This window comes from Halanaerobium hydrogeniformans (assembly GCF_000166415.1).
Taxonomy (GTDB): domain Bacteria; phylum Bacillota; class Halanaerobiia; order Halanaerobiales; family Halanaerobiaceae; genus Halanaerobium; species Halanaerobium hydrogeniformans.
In genome coordinates, this window is sequence record NC_014654.1 from 931,188 (window position 1) to 948,387 (window position 17,200).

A 17,200-nucleotide genomic window follows, 5' to 3' on the forward strand; every position below is an offset into this window, starting at 1 on the left:
TATTTTCATTAAAAGTAATCAATCGATATCTTTTAATTTGTCAAGTTCAAAAATGTATATTTTTTTGCGAGAAGTTTTGATGATTTCTTGAGCTTCAAATTTACCGAGCACTCTAGAGACCGTCTCTCTGCTGCTGCCTATCATATTAGCCAGTTCTTTTTGGGTTAGTGAGAGATCAAGTACAATTTTATCTTTTTTCTTGACTCCATATTTTTTTGCCAAAAAGACCAGCAGTCCTGCCACCCTGGCCGAGCTGTCTTTTAAGGCTAAGTCTCTAACATTTTCCTGAGCTCTTCTAAGGCGGTGACTCATCTCTCTTAAAAGCTTAATCGCTATCTGGGGATTGTCTAAAATTAGTTCTTCTAATTTTTCTTGTTCAAAAACTAAAACCCGGGTTTTGGCCATGGTAACAGCGGAAGCAGGATAATTACCCTTATCAAAAGCCACTATTTCTGCAATTATATCGTTTTTACCAAAAATATTTAAAATTTGTTCATCACCATTTGCTATCATTTTGATTAATTTAACCTGACCAGCTTCTATTATATAGAATTTATCTCCTTTTTCTCCTTCAAAAAAGATATACTCCCCTTTTTTAAAAGTCCTTTTAATAACTATTTGATCAATTAATTTTATTTCTTCATCTGTGAGTGAACTAAAAAGAGGTATTTCTTTGACAATACTCATTTTTTCACCTCGTTTAAATTATTAATTACCTATAGCATAACCATATCTTTGAATTTAATGATATTAAATCAGAACATAAATTGCAAGAAAACTGTTTTTTTGTAGATTTATAATTTTTTTAAAAAATTTTAAGCAGAGTGAGCTGTATCACAGTGTAAACCTGAGTACAATGCTATACTTTAAATAATGAAAATTAAAGGAGTTGTAAAAAATAATGAAAAACTTAAATATTAATGTAAATGATAATTTGTACCAGATAACAGAAAAGTACCCTGCAGTGATCTCTGTATTAACAAATAAAGGTTTTAACCAGCTTGATGACGAAAAGAAAAGAAAAGTTTTCGGCTCTAAAATAACTTTAAAACAGGCAGCAGCTTTAAAAAATATTGATTTAGATAAACTTGTAGAACTTATGGAAGAAACAATCTTAGAAAACAGCCAAAATAATTCTCAGGCAGAAACGATCAGGGTTGCAGGCTCACTACCATGTCCTGTTAAAAATCCTCTTACTGAGGAATTAGAAAAGTTGAGAGGAGAGCTGGATTATAATCTGGAATTAGATTTAAAATCTGCCTCCCAGGGTTTAGAATGGTTGAAAAATGGCTTTGAAGATATAGAATCAGAAGATGAACTTTTTGATTTATTTATTTCAGCTGGATTCGATCTTTTCTTTGATCGTGATCTAATGGATCGCTTTAGAAGACAGGATGTTTTTAAAGATGCAAGTGGAATAAATGAGCTAAACAGTGATTTTGAAGATCAGAACATCGATCTACTTGATCCTGAAGGTGATTATTCGGTCTTATCAATTGTACCAGCCGTATTTTTAGTTAATGAAGAAGAACTAAATGGAAGAGATGTTCCCAGAAGCTGGGAAGAAATTATGAGTGAAGAATTTGCTAATAGTGTTAGCTTACCTGTCAGTGATTTTGATCTTTTTAATGCCATCTTATTAAATATCTATAAAAGTTATGGTAGAGAAGGGGTAAAAAATCTAGGGCGCTCAATGCAAAAAGCTCAACACCCTTCACAGATGATTAAAGAAGGTGGCCGCAAAGCCCAAAACCAGGCAGCAGTAACAATAATGCCATATTTCTTTACCAGAATGGCTAAACGTTTTCCTCATATGCAGTTTATCTGGCCTGAAGATGGTGCAGTGATTTCACCAATCTTTATGTTAAGTAAAAAGAAAAAGAATCAAAAAATGAAAAAATTAATTGATTTAATGGCATCAGAAAAAATTGGCCGGATTTTATCTGAACAGGGACTTTTCCCAAGTGTATTAGCAGGAATAGATAATAATTTACCTGAAAACGCTAAATTTATGTGGCCTGGCTGGAAATTCTTAAGAGAAGAAAATCCCGGTCAGCTGCTTAAAGAATTAGAATCGGAATTCAATAGTGCAGTGGGAGTGGTATAAATGAATTTAGTAACTTTTTCTGGACCTCCTTCTTCTGGAAAAACTGCAGTAATTTTGAAAACAATAGAAGCAATTCAGGAGCGGGGACTAAAGGTTGGAGTTGTGAAATTTGACTGTCTCTATACAAATGATGATGAGCTTTATGCAAAAGCAGGAGTACCTGTAAAAAAAGGTCTTTCCGGTTCACTCTGTCCTGACCACTATTTTGTCAGTAATATTGAAGAAGTGGTTCAGTGGGGTAGAAAAAAAGAGCTGGATCTATTGATCACAGAAAGTGCGGGCTTATGTAATAGATGTTCTCCCTATATTAAAGATATTAAAGCTATTTGTGTAATCGATAATTTAAGTGGAATCAATACTCCGCGTAAGATAGGACCAATGTTAAAAACTGCAGACATAGTTGTTATTACAAAAGGCGATATTGTTTCTCAGGCGGAAAGAGAGGTTTTTGCTTCTCGGGTTAGTTCAGTAAACCCTGAAGCCATGGTTATGAATATCAATGGTTTGACAGGTCAGGGAGCTTATGAATTTTCAACTTTGCTCTATGATCAAAAAGAAGATGTTGAAACTGTTAAAGGTAAAAGATTGAGATTTTCTATGCCTTCAGCAATGTGTTCTTATTGTTTAGGAGAAACCAGAATTGGTTCAGAACATCAGCTTGGCAATGTCAAAAAAATTGATTTAGGTGATAATAATGCTTAAAAAAAATGAATTAAAAAAATTAACTATTAATGAAATTTTTGAAAAATATCCTTATACAGAAAGTTTTTTTGCTGATCAGCAATTTCCCCTTAAAGATAAAGATAAAAGACTCTCTGAGATTTTCATTTCACTCAGCAGAGAAGAAAGAGAAGACCTGGTCTATGATCTTGATGAACTATTGGCCAGTTTAATTTCTTATATCAAAAATATGCAGGAATTTTTGGGTGAAAATGATTCAACTGTTGAGGTATTATCAATTCTGGCCGGTCAAAACAAAGCCGGTGAAAAAGAAAATTATCAAAAACTTGATATTAAAAGTGGAGAAATTATTTCAATAGTGGGTCCAACCGGTTCTGGTAAGAGCAGGCTTTTGGCTGATATCGAATGGACTGCTAGAGGTGATACACCGACTGAAAGACATATTTTAATAAATGATGAGGTGCCTGATAAAAAATGGCGTTTTTCTGGCGGCAAAAAATTAGTTGCCCAGCTTTCACAAAATATGAACTTTGTAATGGATCTTTCAGTAATGGAGTTCTTGAACCTACATGCTGAAAGCCGTTTAATAGATAACCAGACAGAGGTCGTAGAAAGAATTTTTAAAGAGGCAAATCAGCTGGCTGGTGAGCAGTTTGCACGTGATGCCCAGATTACAAGTTTAAGTGGTGGGCAGTCAAGAGCTTTAATGATTGCTGATACAGCAATTTTAAGTTCTTCTCCGATTATATTGATAGATGAAATCGAAAATGCTGGGATTAACAGAGAAAAAGCACTTGAGTTACTGGTTGGTGAAGAAAAGATCGTGCTAATGGCCACCCATGATCCTATTTTAGCCTTAATGGGTGATAAAAGGATTATTATCAATAATGGTGGAATTATTGATATCATAGAAACTTCTGCTGAAGAAAAAGAACTGATGCAGGAACTTAAAGTACTTGATAAAGTCTTAACAAATCTGCGTGAAGACCTCCGTTATGGAAATAAGCTTAATAGATTGAATTCTAAGTTGAATGCAGTCAATATCTAAACTTTAAAAAAATATTATATTCTCTGAACCTTATTTTCTTAAATTTTTAAGAGAATAAGGTTTTTTTGTTGAAAAACTATTCACATTTAAAGCTCGATAAATAATTTAAAAGAAATTTTTGTAATTGAAGAACTTTTAATTACTATTAAAAAAGGTTATAATAAAACTAAGGTAAAGAATGTAAAAATTAAAATCAGGAGGGATTAAAATTGCAAATAAACTATCTTGATGGTAAACGTCTCTATTATGCCGTTTTATCAGGCTCTAGAGAGGTAATTAAAAATAGAAGAGAATTAAATGAAACCAATGTATTCCCTGTGGCAGATGGTGATACAGGTACCAATCTCAGCCAGACCCTTAATGTTGTAAAAACAGAATCAGTTAAAGATGATTCCTTAAATGTTACCTTAAATTCAATGGGAGATGCAGCTTTAAAAGGTGCAATTGGAAATTCAGGCATTATTTTTGCTCAATTTATAAATGGACTTAAAAAGAATTTAGCCGATAAAGCCAGTACAGATTTAAACGAATTTGCCGCTGCAGTAGAAAATGCTGTTGAATACACTTATCAGGGGATGAGTAACCCTGTTGAAGGTACCATTTTAACTGTTATGAAAGACTGGGCTGGAGCTTTAAAAGAATTTAAATATATAACAGATGATTTTGCAGAAGCAATGGAAAAATCGCTTGAGACAGCTTTTAAATCACTTCAGCAGACCAAAGAAAAACTGCAGGTATTAAAAGATGCCGATGTGGTTGACTCTGGTGCTCAGGCTTTTGTTTATTTTTTAGAGGGAATTGTAGATTTCATTAAAAGTGGTAATATAAAAGAAATTAGCAGTTCTCAGATAGAAAATATTGAAAGAATAAGTGAAAAAGAGCTTAGCCTGGAAGAAGAAATTAATCATCGTTACTGTACTGAAGCCTATCTTGAAAACCTCAGCATCTCTATTGATCAGTTGAGAGAGGAAATTTCATATTTAGGAGATTCACTGATTGTTGCTGGAGATAAAGAAAAACTGAGAGTTCATATTCATACAAATAATCCAGAAGAACTATTTGCCGACCTTGATCAACTGGCAGATATTATTGATCAAAAAGCAGATGATATGCTGCTTCAATATCAGGTAAAGTATAATAAAAATTCCGAGACTGCAATTTTAACTGACTCTATAGCAGATTTGCCGCGAGAATTTATCGACAAACATCAGATTCATTTATTACCTTTGAATATTTTAATAGATGGAACAAATTATCTTGATAAACTAACTTTAGATAGTGATAAGTTTTTTGAAATGCTTGAAAAAGCAGAAGAATATCCAAGTTCAGCTCAACCAGCTATTAAAACAATAGAAAATAAGCTTGCCTATTTAGCAGATCATTATCAGTCTATTATTGTAATTACTGTTTCTCAGAAAATGAGTGGTACCTATGATAATGTTGCAAAAGCAGCTGAAAAGATTAGAACAGAAAATGAGAATTTAAAAATAGATGTTATCGATTCCAGAAGCAATTCCGGTGCTCAGGGACTATTAGTTATGGAAGCAGCTGAGCAGTTGAGTAGTGGTAAAAGTTATCAAGAAACAGTAGCACATTTAGAAAAAATCAGAAAAGATCTATATATATATGTTAGTGTGGATGATTTTAAATATATGGTCAAAGGTGGAAGGGTCAGCCCACTTAAGGGTAAGATTGCTAATTTCTTAAATTTAAAACCTATTATTTCCATTGATCGAAAAGGTAATGGAATAGCTCTTGCCAAGGCTTTCAGCAAAAAAGGTAATTTTAAGAAAATAAAAGCTATTTTAAAAGAACATCAAGAAAATAGAGGAATAAAAAGATATGCAATTGTTCACGGTGATGACCGAAAAAGGGCGGAAATGTTTGCCGAAAGCTTTGAAGAGTTATTGGGCCAGAAAGCAGATTTTGTTGAAAATATTTCTCCGATAGTTGCAATTAATGCGGGAAGGGGTAGTACAGCGGTTGCTGTTTTGTTGAGAGAGGAAGGATAAAATGCTAACTTCAATTTATTTACAGGTTTTATTATTTATCTATGTATTTTTTACAGCTTTTTTTCTTCTAGCAGTTTATAAAGATAACAATTCTATTATCGATATTGCCTGGGGTTTAGGTTATGTACTGGCAGCCAATTTTGCTCTTTATATTACCGATAACTTTAATCCCAGGACAATACTTATAACCTTAGTTGTGAGCATCTGGGGTTTGAGATTGGCCTATCATATAATGAAGCGAAACTGGGGTAAAGGGGAAGATTACCGATATAAAAAATGGCGAGATGACTGGGATAATTTTTATTTGAAATCATATATTCGGATTTTTCTTTTACAGGCAACCCTGCTTTTTATCATAGCCAGTCCGATTATAAAAGTGATTAATTCCTCCTATCAGAGCTTTAAAATAACAGATTTCATTGGCCTGGCAGTCTGGGGAATAGGATTTTTCTTTGAAGCTACTGCCGATAAACAGCTGCAGGATTTTAAAAAGAAAACAGCTGCAGAAAAAGATGGCCATGTTATGAAAGAGGGGGTCTGGAAATACAGCAGACATCCTAATTATTTTGGTGAGACTTTAATCTGGTGGGGTGTTTATATTATAACCCTTTCGGTTAGTGGAGGCTGGAAATTCATTTACAGTCCAATTTTAATTACTTTACTGTTGTTATTTGTTTCGGGTGTACCACTTTTAGAAAAAAGATATGCAGATGATGAAGAATATCAAGAATATGCGGAAAAGACCAATAAGTTTTTCCCCTGGTTTCCAAAAAAATAAGTGATTTAAATTATTAAAGAGATGGTGTACACCATCTCTTTTGCTTTGCTGTGAAAATTATTTAAAATTGATCAATTTAAGATTGAATTATAAACTTCTAATAATTCGTCAATTACTCTGGCCCAGGAAAAATTATTTAGGGCATAATCTGCTGCATATTCTCCTTTTTCATTTTTATCATCTTCTTTGATGGCAGTAATGATCTTAGCGGCTAAATCATCAGAATTATCCATCTCAAATAAGCGTCCGACCTTTTGATTTATAAAATCGGGTAGTCCACCAGCCTTTGAAGCAATGACCGGAGTTCCACAGGCAAGAGCTTCTAATGCAACAAGACCAAAGGGTTCAACTCGAGAAGGAACTATAGATAGGTCTGCACTGCTGTAAAAAGCAGGTAATTCACTTTGATTTAAATTACCAAGAAAATAAATATTTTCTAAGTTTAATCTTTTTACCTGTTCTTTAAGCTGAGCTGATAATTCTCCACTACCGATTATCAAAGTTGTGATACCGGGAAACTCTTTTTCGTATTTTTGAGCTGCTTCAATTAAGAGATCTATCCCTTTAAAATCGGTTAGCTTGCCGACAAAATTAATTAAATAAGGAGGATCTTCTTTAATATCTGGCAGATACTTCTGCAGTAATTTAAGCCGATTAAGCTCTAATGGTTTAAATAATTCATCATCAACCCCATTTAAAATTTTTCTTAACTTCTTTTTATCTGGAGAATAATATTTTTCCACCTCCTGGTGAACCTGATCAGAGATGGTGATTATTTTTTCAGCATTTCTAGCTCCCTCTAAAGCAAATTTTCGATAGCGTTCATCTTTTTTAAAACCTTTAATATCTGTACCATGGGCTGTAATTATATAAGGTAGATTCGTACTTTGGGCAGCATAGGGAGCAATCCAGAGATGTTGAGCGTGGATTAGATCTGCCTCAAATTCTTCTGCTTCTTTTTTTATTATTTCTTCAAAACTATTCAGATAGGAATCTATTTCAGATTTACTTAAATTATAAAATTGATTATTGCTTTTAGGATGGGTAGTAAAACAGGGAAAATCATCGTGAACTAAGGTTTCAACAGGAAATTGATATTGATTATTTTCAGCTTTTTGATTATCCACTGCAATTACTTTTACTTTATGTCCTTTATCTAAGAGACGCTGGGCTATATTTTTAGTATAGATTCCACTACCTGATCCCTCAAGTGGAAAATGATTAACCAATAAAATTCTCATAATATTTAGCTCCTTCCTGTAACCACTCAGTCTATAGCAAAACCCTCTTTTACAGATAAAAGAGGGCTTCTCAAATTCATATTAAGCTTCCCATTCTGTATGAAAAACTCCTTCTTTATCTCTGCGCTGATAAGTATGGGCACCAAAAAAATCTCTTTGAGCCTGGATTAAATTAGCAGGCAGTTTTTCGGACTTTAAACTGTTAAAATAATCAGAAGCTGCATGGAGGGCTGTTAGAGCTAATTCAGATACTGCAGCAGTAGTAAATATTTCTTCTAAATCTGCCCCTGCTGCTTTTAACTTATCTTTAAACTGATCTGATTTGATCAAAGTACTGAGATCATTATCTACAGCAAATGACTTTTGAATAGGCTCTAAAAAAGCAGAGCGAATAATACAGCCATCTTCCCAGATCCTGGCTATTTCCTGATAATTAAGCTGATAATTATATTCCTTAGAAGCAGCCTGCAGCAGTTTAAATCCTTCTGCATAAGCAATTACAGAAGCAAAATAAAGGGCCGATTTGAGCCTGGGAATGATAAGTTCATTATTTACATTAACTGAATCAGGAGCAGGAAAATCTTTAGAATTTTCTACCCTTTCTTCTTTTAGAGCAGAAAGGAGACGGGCATTTACCCCTGCATTAATTGTAGGTATTGCTACCCCTAGATCAAGAGCATTTTGTACACTCCATTTTCCTGTGCCTTTGTGTTTGGCTTTATCTAAGATAAGATTGATCAATTTTTTTCCGCTTTCTGGATCATCTTTTTGCAGAATTTTGGCGGTTATTTCTACTAAATATGACTGGAAATCCAGATTCCACTCAGCAAAAATATAACTCATTTGAGCTGGCTCTAAAGCCATAACCTTTCTCATATAATCATATATTTCTGCAATTATTTCCATGATCCCGTATTCAATACCATTATGGATCATTTTTACATAATGACCTGCTGAATCAGGACCAAGATAACTTACACAGGCACCTTTTTCTGTTTTAGCAGCGGCATTATTAAAAATTGCTTCTACTTCCTGATAAGCTTCTTTGTTCCCTCCAGGCATAATTGACGGTCCGTGCAGGGCTCCATATTCACCACCACTGATACCTACTCCCAGATAACGAATTCCTTTTTTAGCCAGTTGTTTTGTTCGTCTATTTGTATCTTTAAAATGGGAGTTGCCGCCATCAATTATTATGTCACCAGTCTCAAGATAAGGCAGTAGACTTTCTATAACTAAATCTACCGGTTCACCTGCTTTAATCATCAGCATAATTTTTCGAGGTTTAGCAAGTGAAGAGACCAGCTCCTTTAGATCATAACTGGCTTTAATTTGCTGCTGTTCTACTTTCTCTTCCATAAATTTTCTTGTTTTAGCTTCTGTCCGATTATAGACGGCTATAGAATGATTTTCAGCAATATTTAAAGCTAAATTTTGCCCCATTACTGAAAGACCAATTAATGCGATTTCATATTTTGACATATTATGTCCTCCTAATTAAAACTGTTTAAAAGCTTTTCGATTTCACCCTTTTCAAAAAGATGAGCTCTGGCAGGCAGTCCATCACTATTGGCTACTTTTAATAAAGCGAGTAAAAGCACATAATCTCCTGCGGGAACATCATTTAACCTTAAACCTTCTAGAATTATTACCCCATTTTTAAGCAGATTTTTGTGGGTTGGATGATCAGACTGATTTCTTTCAATACCATTAGAATCGATTCCAATTCCCCTGAGATTTTTTTCTAAAAGATATTCTGCACCTGATTTGGCCAGATAAATGAACTTTTCTGGAGTTTTTTCTAAATAATCTTTGGCTGAATTTCTGGTTTTTAAAATTAAAAAAACATTATTTTTAATCTGATATTCTTTTAGATCAGCTGCAGTAATTTTTTCCTCAACTTTAGTTAAATCTATAAGTTGAGCATTATAAAAAGGATTTTCCTGCAGAAAAATATTACTGTTTTCTCCATCTTCCAGCATGTGAAGAGGTGCATCAATATGAGTACCGGTATGAACATTCATTTTGAGCTCACTTTCATGGGCATCTCCATCACTATAATCTCTTACAATTTTTAACTCCGGCCTAATTTCATCTTTACCTTTATAAACTAACATATCTTCTTTAATTGTCATAGAAATATCATACATTGTATGGCCTCCTATAAATCGAGATTATTTTAATTTTTTATCCCACCACTGTCTTTCATCATCTGCTAATAGTTCATCTGCAGCTTTTGGTCCCTGACTTAAAGCAGGATAGTGGTGCAGATTTATATTTTCTTCTTCACATTTTTGCATAAATTTATCAATAAATTTCCAGGAATAATAAACTTCTTCCCAGCTGGTAAAAAGGGTTTTGTCTCCAACGATCATATCATGAATTAAAACCTCATAACTTTCTGGTGAGTTAAAAAGTTGCTCACAGCTGTGGCAGAACTCCATTTGAACAGGAACAATTCTATTAATGCTCCCCGGTTTACGGGTATTAAACTGTAAGGAAATACCTTCTTCAGGCTGGATTTTAATTAAGAGCAAATTGCTTTCACTGCCCTTTTCTTTAAGATAAGATTGATGAAAATCATCGTTAAATTCTACAGCGATAGCCGCTTCTTTTTTGGCCAGTCTTTTGCCTGACTTAATATAGATTGGAACATCCTGCCAGCGCTGATTATTTAAAAAGAGTTTTAAGGCTATAAAGGTTGAGGTCATTGAATTATCAGGGATACTGTTTTCTTCCCGATAAGACTTGATCTCCTGTCCGTCTTTTTTGCTCCCCGTATATTGAGCTCTAACTATATGATCATCAAAATTATCCAGGTTAATTTCGGCAAGTTCTTTAAAAACTTCAACTTTTTTTCGAGAAATTTCCTGAGATGATAAATCATCTGGTTCTTCCATGGTGATTAATGATAGTATCTGCAGCATGTGATTTTGAATCATATCTTTAACCACACCGGTATCATCATAATATTTACCCCTGTTTTTTACCCCTTCTGATTCATTTAAATAGATCTGAATATTATCGATATAGTCTTTATTCCAGAGGGCTCTAAATATTGGGTTGCTTAATCTGATTACCATGATATTTTGGATCATTTCTTTACCTAAATAATGATCTATTCTAAAGATATTCTTTTCTGAGAAAATATTGCTAAGACTTTTATTTAATTGCTGGGCAGAATCTAAATCACTTCCAAATGGTTTTTCTATAACAAGTTTTGAGTCTCTGTCTTCAAAGCCCAGATTTAATAAATTAAACTTTTTAAGATTTTCAGCTATCTCAGCAAAAAAGCCGGGAGCAGTAGCAAGATAAAAAAGACGGTTATGAATTGTTTTTCCGGCTGATTTTTGTTTTAAGATTTTCTTTAAAGCTAAAAAATCAGCTTCATCTTTAAAATTAAGCTCAAAATATTCGATATTAGCAGCTAATAACTGCCAGATACGTTTATCAAGCTTGATGTTTGAACTTAGAGATTTTTTAATTTCAGCAAGATATTCCCGCTGGCTGTCATAACGCCTTCCTGTTGCAATTATGGTAAATGTTTCTGGAAGTATATCCTTTTTGAGCATATTATAAAATGCTGGCATTATCTTGTTATGAGCCAGATCTCCGGTTCCTCCAAAAAGGATAAACTGAAAATTATCTTTTATTTTTTTTTCCTGATCTACCTGTTTTAATTTTGTAATCAATTTTTTATTCATTTACAGCCACCTTCCTTAATAGTAGATTGGCTATTTTAATCAGTATTATCAACTTAACATAAATACTGTTTTAAAACTGTAAATGAATTAACTAATAACCTAATTCTTCTCCAACTAAGATTACTTTAATCCTGCCGTTCTTTCCAGAGCGCCTTGTAATCACAGTCTGACAGCAGATAGTATCTTCTTCCTGGCATTCATGACAGCGGCCTGTTTGAGAACAGGGTGTATTTTTATCTAAGCGCATCACATTTTCAGGGGCAGCTTGATTTTTTACTCTTTTTAAGGCTGCTGATTCATCGATACTTACTTTGTTCATCCCGGCAACAATAATAACATTTTTGGGACCATAAAGCAGAGCAGCCAGGCGATTTCCTGTACCATCTATATTTACAAGTTTACCATCTTGAGTAACTGCATTAGAACTCATTAAATAATAGTCTGCATTTAAAGCCTGATGATAAATATCTTCTTTTTCAGCTCTATTTTTTGCAGTTGCTCTATCGATTAAGTTCAGCTCAGCTTTTTGCAGCTGCTCAAAAATATTAATTTCTTTTAAAGTCATTGAGCCTCCCCATGATACTGAAGCATTATCCTCGATCAGGCTCATCACTTTTTCGGCTGCTTTTTCTGAACTATCACAATAATAAGCTTCCATATTCCTCTGTTTAAGACTCTTAATTAAATCTTCTGCTTTTCTTTGATAATAAATTTTTTTCGTTTCCATTATTGATCACCCTTCTTTTTAAATTTTAGTTTTATCTTTTAAAAAAATTATTTAAAATAAAAATCCTCTACCAGCGTTAATCTAATAGCACGATCTCAAATAATTTAGGCCACAATTTACCAGTAACTAAAAAACTTTCTTTTTCCTCTAAATATGCTATACCATTTAAAACATCAAGTTGATGTTCATATTGATCTTTATCTATAATATTTTCCAGATCAAGGTATGCTTTAACTTCAGCATTTTCCAGATCAATTTTAACAATATAATCTTCTAACCAGATATTTGCATACAAATACCCATCTAAGTACTGAAGCTCATTAATATTGTTTAGGGGGATATCATTAGCAGTTATAGAAATTTTTTTAACTATTTCAAAATCTTCTGGATTACGGTAATAGATATACTGGCTGCCATCACTCATGATTAAAAAATCTTGATTTGAAGTTAAACCCCAGCCTTCTCCTTGATAAGTAAACGTTTTTAGCAAATTAAAATCTAAATCATAAACGAAAGCTTTATTTTCTCGCCAGCTTAATTGATATATTTTATTAGCAAAAATTGTGATTCCCTCTCCAAAATAATTTTCATCAAGTTGAATTGATTTAATTATTTCACCACTTTGATAATCTGTTTTGCGCAGAGAAGAACTTCCATACTGACCTGTACTTTCATAAAGATATCCTTCATGAAATATTAAACCCTGGGTAAAGGCATCACTGGCATGGGGATACACAGCAATAATCTGATAATTGATTTCTTTTAGCTCAGAATTTATTTTTTCAACCGGAATAGCATTAACAACTTTCATTTGACTGGCTAAAAAAATGCTGATTAGAAAAAACATTGTTGTTATAATGCTAATTTTAATTAATTTTTTCATCTGCTTCTCCTTCAAAGAGCTATGATCAGCCTATATCAAAAATTTTGTGATTAATTATTATTTTCTTTATTGAGCTTTTAAAACCTTTATTTTAGTTATTTTAAAATATTTTGACATAAAATTCTTGATAATATATAATATAAACAATTAATAGTTGAGTTTAGTTTAGAAAAAATATAAGAGGAGAGATGAGTTGAGATGAGAACAAGAGATTTAGCACAGGCGGCTTTGTTGGTGGCAATTGCAATGATTTTGAGGACTTTAACACCCCCGTTGGTATTGGGAATGAAACCTGATGTAACCCTGGCAATGATGTTTATTATCCTGATAATTAAAAGAGATATTAAATTAGGATTTTTGGTTGCTTTGTCTACCGGGTTATTTACAGCTTTAACCACTACTTTTCCCGGGGGTCAGGTAGCAAATATTGTAGACAAATTACTTACTTTTATAATTGTATATAATTTGATACCTGTTATTACAAAGTTTGCCTCAAAAAGAATTGCCGCAGGGATTACAACTGCAGTAGGAACAATTATAAGTGGAAGCTTATTTTTGACTATTGCTTCTTTATTAGTTTCTTTACCGGCTCCATTTGTGGTTTTATTTACTACAGTGGTTTTACCGGCAGCAGTGATTAATACAGTAACAGCAGTTGTACTCTTTAGTGTGGTTAACTTTGCAATGGACATCGAATATAATCAGGCTGAAAATAAAGCCGTGTAAAAAATTAATAATTAATTTTTGGGTCCTTTTAATAAAGGGCTCTTTTTTTATAAATATAGTTGCATCTGCAACTAATCTATGTTATTATTGATTAAACAAGTTGCAGCTGCAACTAAAAAAAGAGGTGGTAATTATGCAGATAGATGCGCCAATTGGAAAATGGATTGCTAAATTATATAAACATCATGATCAATTTGTGGATAAACTATTAGAACCACTTAGTATTAATCACAGTGAAGGTAATATGCTGATTTATCTCTATAAAGATGGAGATGGGATAAGTCAGAAAACTTTGCAAGAAAACCTTGGAGTAGATAAAGCTACAGTGTCACGCTCGGTTAATAGTTTAATCCAAAAAGGCTATATTCGTAAAGAGTCTTCTCCTGAAGATGGTAGAGTGAATTTGATATATTTAACTAAAAAAGCAAAAGAGTTTGAAAAAAAGATCAAGGATATTTATCAAAAATGGTTTGATATTTTTTTAAAAGAGATTTCTGAAAAAGACACAAAAATAGTGCTTAATACTTTAAAGAAGATGTATGAAATGGTTCAGGGCACAGTTGATTAATGAATTTGGGAGGTAAAGTCATGAAAGAGATTTTAAAACATAATAAATTGATAGTTGTGGTAATTTTAGTGATGACTGTATTTTTTGCCATACAACTGCCGAAGGTAGAAATAGATAATGATATCGAGGTGTTTTTACCAGATGACCATATTTCAAAAGTTACTACTGAAGAAATAGAGGATATATTTGGTGAAAATGATGGTATAGTTACTGCAGTCAGATTTAAAGAAGGTAGTATTTTTGATTATCATAATATCAGCAGAATAGAAAATATTACCCATGATTTAGAAAATATTAAAGAAGTTGATGAGGTCACCTCATTGACAAACGTAGATTTTATCGAAGGAACAGCAGAAGGTATGCTGGTCGAAAATTTAGTAACTGAACTCCCCAGAACAGACAGAGAGAAATATCAGATTAAAGAAAACATATTAAGCTGGGATTTTTACAGAAATAATCTTTATTCAGATGATTTTCAGTCAACCCAGATTTTAATAACCCTTAATGAAGGGCTTTCAACAGAAGAAGAAAATGCTGCCTATTATAAAGTTGAAGAGATAACAGAAGAATATAATGCCCGAGATCTAGAGAGTTACATTTCTGGAGCAACAGCTATTAATGTCAGGATGGGAGATAGCATGTTAGAGGATATAAAATACTTGATCCCTTTTATTGTCCTGGTTTTAATACTTACATTATATATATTTTTCAGAAAAATATTACCTGTAATTTTGATCATGCTCAATGTATCGATAAGCAGTATCTGGGCAGTTGGCTTAATGGCCTATCTTGGGGTCAATCTGACACTTGTCTCTACGGTTATACCTGTACTCTTAATCGCAGTGGGAAGTGCATATGGAATCCATATTTTAAGCCATTATTATGATTATCTGGCAGAATATGATGGAGAGATAGATCAGGAAAAGCAGGAAGAATTAGTACTTAAAACAGTTAAGCAGTTGGGCAAACCGGTCTTTCTTGCTGCCTTAACAACTGCGGTTGGTTTTGGTTCACTTGCATCAAGTGAGATTATTCCAATTAGAACTTTTGGTATTTTTACAGCGATAGGTATTTCAACAGCTTTTATAATTTCTCTATTTTTGATACCTTCGTTGTTGATTTTAATTTTCTCATATCAAAAAGACACTTCTAAACTTGACTATCAAAAAATAGATTATTTTGAATCAACGATTTTAAAACTGCATAAATTTTATTCAAATAAAAGGATCTCAATTATAATTACCGCTTTAATCATCGTAATTGTTTCAATTATAGGTTTACCCAGGATAGTAATAGATACACCATTAATAGAAATGTTTAGAGAAAACAGTCAGATCAGACAGGCAGATGATTTTATTAATCAAAATTTTGCCGGAACAACAATCATGAATGTGATGATTGAGGGTGAAGATACTGGAAGTCTTAATCACCCTCAGATATTAAAACCAATGGCTGATATGCAAAACTATATGAGTTCATCTTTTAAAGAAGTTGGTAAGATGTCTTCAATCGCTGATTATATCAAAAGGATGAATCAAGTAATGCATTATCCAGAAGAAGAGATAGTTGAGGAAGAAACGGATTCTCAAGAAGTTGATGATGGGGCCAGCTTCTATAATCAAAGTGAGGAAGAAGATAATGATACCGGTAGTTTTTATCAGGAAAACAATGAGGCTGATACCGGCAGTTTCTATGAAGAAGAAAACTCCAGTGAAGCAGATACAGGCAGTTTCTATGAGGCAGAGACTGAGCCAGAAGAAGAAACCCCGGCTAGGGAGATAATTCCCGGTCCTGACAGGGAGCAGAATCTAAGTGAATATGAGTTTATGATGCTAATAAATAGGGCGCTGGCAAGAGCTGATAGGCTTGATATTTCTGCAGATGAGATGGTCAGACTGCTTAATCAAGAAATGAACTACCAGGCAGCAAATTATTATGAAATACCGGTTGATCTAGAAAAATATGGTGCTGAAAGAGAAGAAAATCTCCAAAATCTAATTTCTCAATATTTACTGCTTTATTCAGGTAGTCTTGATGATATGATAAATGATGATTTAGAACCAGATAAAGCTCAGATCTTAGTTCAGCTTAATGACCCCAGTACAATTGTAGCTGGAGAGGTTAGAGAGACAATTTTAAATTATGCGGATAATAATTTTCCGGATGGTTATGAAACTACAGTTTCTGGTAATGCTGTAATGGCTCAAGCGGCAAATGATTTAATTGTCAGCAGTCAAACCAGAAGTATTTTAATCTCATTTATTGTGGTATTTTTGATAGTTTCTTATTCGTTTAAGTCTTTAATTGCTGGAATTTATGGGATTATACCATTAGCCTTTGCTCTATTGATAAATTTTGCCTTGATGGGTTATACAGGTATAAAACTCGATGTGGGAACAGCTATGGTTGCTTCAATCGCAATAGGTATTGGAGTAGATTATACAATTCATTTTCTCCACAGCTATCATAAAGAGAGACTAAAAAGTGATGATCTATTTTTGGTAACACAAAATACTTTAACCTCAACAGGTAAAGCGATTATCTTTAATGCAATATCTGTGGCAGCAGGTTTTATGGTACTTCTCTTTTCGAACTTTTATCCACTTGTATATTTAGGGCTTTTAATAACAGTTACTATGTTTTCTTCTTCAATGGCTGCTTTAACAATTTTGCCATTGATGCTCAATATATTTAAACCTAAGTTTATTCAAAAATAAGTTTTGAC

The 17,200-nt window shown here is 33.2% G+C and carries 15 protein-coding genes; 8 read left to right on the forward strand and 7 right to left on the reverse strand.

Features of this window, described 5'->3' with window-relative positions; all coding sequences use genetic code 11:
- Positions 1-18: 18 nt before the first annotated feature.
- On the reverse strand, positions 19-687 hold the full coding sequence (locus HALSA_RS04100; RefSeq protein ID WP_013405351.1) for a Crp/Fnr family transcriptional regulator: 669 nt from the start codon (positions 685-687) through the stop codon (positions 19-21).
- 214 nt (positions 688-901) lie between these two features.
- Here HALSA_RS04100 and HALSA_RS04105 point away from each other — a divergent pair, with 214 nt between their 5' ends.
- The 5 genes from HALSA_RS04105 (at position 902) to HALSA_RS04125 (ending at position 6,626) form a co-directional block, all read left to right on the forward strand.
- Complete coding sequence (locus HALSA_RS04105) at positions 902-2,107, forward strand: ABC transporter substrate-binding protein (RefSeq protein ID WP_013405352.1); 1,206 nt, start codon at positions 902-904, stop codon at positions 2,105-2,107.
- Positions 2,108-2,809 (forward strand): GTP-binding protein, encoded by a 702-nt coding sequence (locus tag HALSA_RS04110; RefSeq protein WP_013405353.1) that lies wholly within the window; start codon positions 2,108-2,110, stop codon positions 2,807-2,809. It begins immediately after the preceding gene.
- Positions 2,802-3,836 carry an ATP-binding cassette domain-containing protein gene (locus HALSA_RS04115; RefSeq protein ID WP_013405354.1) on the forward strand — a complete coding sequence of 345 codons (1,035 nt, stop codon included), beginning with the start codon at positions 2,802-2,804 and terminating at the stop codon, positions 3,834-3,836. Before HALSA_RS04110 ends, HALSA_RS04115 begins: the two co-directional genes overlap by 8 nt.
- 209 nt (positions 3,837-4,045) lie before the next feature.
- On the forward strand, positions 4,046-5,848 hold the full coding sequence (locus HALSA_RS04120) for a DAK2 domain-containing protein (RefSeq protein ID WP_013405355.1): 1,803 nt from the start codon (positions 4,046-4,048) through the stop codon (positions 5,846-5,848).
- A gap of 1 nt (position 5,849) precedes the next feature.
- On the forward strand, positions 5,850-6,626 hold the full coding sequence (locus tag HALSA_RS04125; RefSeq protein WP_013405356.1) for a DUF1295 domain-containing protein: 777 nt from the start codon (positions 5,850-5,852) through the stop codon (positions 6,624-6,626).
- A gap of 71 nt (positions 6,627-6,697) precedes the next feature.
- Here the strand turns inward: HALSA_RS04125 and HALSA_RS04130 are convergent, their stop codons facing one another.
- The 6 genes from HALSA_RS04130 to HALSA_RS04155 form a co-directional block, all read right to left on the reverse strand.
- Positions 6,698-7,867, reverse strand: coding sequence for a glycosyltransferase family 4 protein (locus tag HALSA_RS04130; protein ID WP_013405357.1), 1,170 nt, complete (start codon positions 7,865-7,867; stop codon positions 6,698-6,700).
- An 81-nt stretch (positions 7,868-7,948) separates the two neighbouring features.
- Positions 7,949-9,349, reverse strand: a complete 1,401-nt coding sequence (gndA, locus tag HALSA_RS04135; protein ID WP_013405358.1) for an NADP-dependent phosphogluconate dehydrogenase — start codon at positions 9,347-9,349, stop codon at positions 7,949-7,951.
- Positions 9,350-9,360: 11 nt separating this feature from the next.
- Positions 9,361-10,017, reverse strand: coding sequence for a cyclase family protein (locus HALSA_RS04140; RefSeq protein WP_013405359.1), 657 nt, complete (start codon positions 10,015-10,017; stop codon positions 9,361-9,363).
- A gap of 24 nt (positions 10,018-10,041) precedes the next feature.
- Positions 10,042-11,571: a glucose-6-phosphate dehydrogenase gene (gene zwf / locus HALSA_RS04145; RefSeq protein WP_013405360.1), complete on the reverse strand. Its 1,530-nt coding sequence runs from the start codon at positions 11,569-11,571 to the stop codon at positions 10,042-10,044.
- Between the two features lie 91 nt (positions 11,572-11,662).
- Complete coding sequence (locus HALSA_RS04150; protein ID WP_013405361.1) at positions 11,663-12,298, reverse strand: lactate utilization protein; 636 nt, start codon at positions 12,296-12,298, stop codon at positions 11,663-11,665.
- Positions 12,299-12,374: 76 nt separating this feature from the next.
- On the reverse strand, positions 12,375-13,181 hold the full coding sequence (locus HALSA_RS04155) for a glutaminyl-peptide cyclotransferase (protein ID WP_013405362.1): 807 nt from the start codon (positions 13,179-13,181) through the stop codon (positions 12,375-12,377).
- A gap of 198 nt (positions 13,182-13,379) precedes the next feature.
- On the opposite strand from HALSA_RS04155, the gene HALSA_RS04160 reads away from it, so the two are divergent.
- The 3 genes from HALSA_RS04160 to HALSA_RS04170 all read left to right on the forward strand — a co-directional run bounded on the left by HALSA_RS04160 (position 13,380) and on the right by HALSA_RS04170 (position 17,192).
- Positions 13,380-13,907: a tryptophan transporter gene (locus tag HALSA_RS04160; RefSeq protein ID WP_013405363.1), complete on the forward strand. Its 528-nt coding sequence runs from the start codon at positions 13,380-13,382 to the stop codon at positions 13,905-13,907.
- Between the two features lie 133 nt (positions 13,908-14,040).
- Positions 14,041-14,475: a MarR family winged helix-turn-helix transcriptional regulator gene (locus HALSA_RS04165; RefSeq protein WP_013405364.1), complete on the forward strand. Its 435-nt coding sequence runs from the start codon at positions 14,041-14,043 to the stop codon at positions 14,473-14,475.
- Between the two features lie 20 nt (positions 14,476-14,495).
- Entirely contained in the window at positions 14,496-17,192 is a 2,697-nt protein-coding gene (locus tag HALSA_RS04170) for an efflux RND transporter permease subunit (protein ID WP_013405365.1), read from the forward strand.
- Positions 17,193-17,200 lie beyond the last annotated feature (8 nt).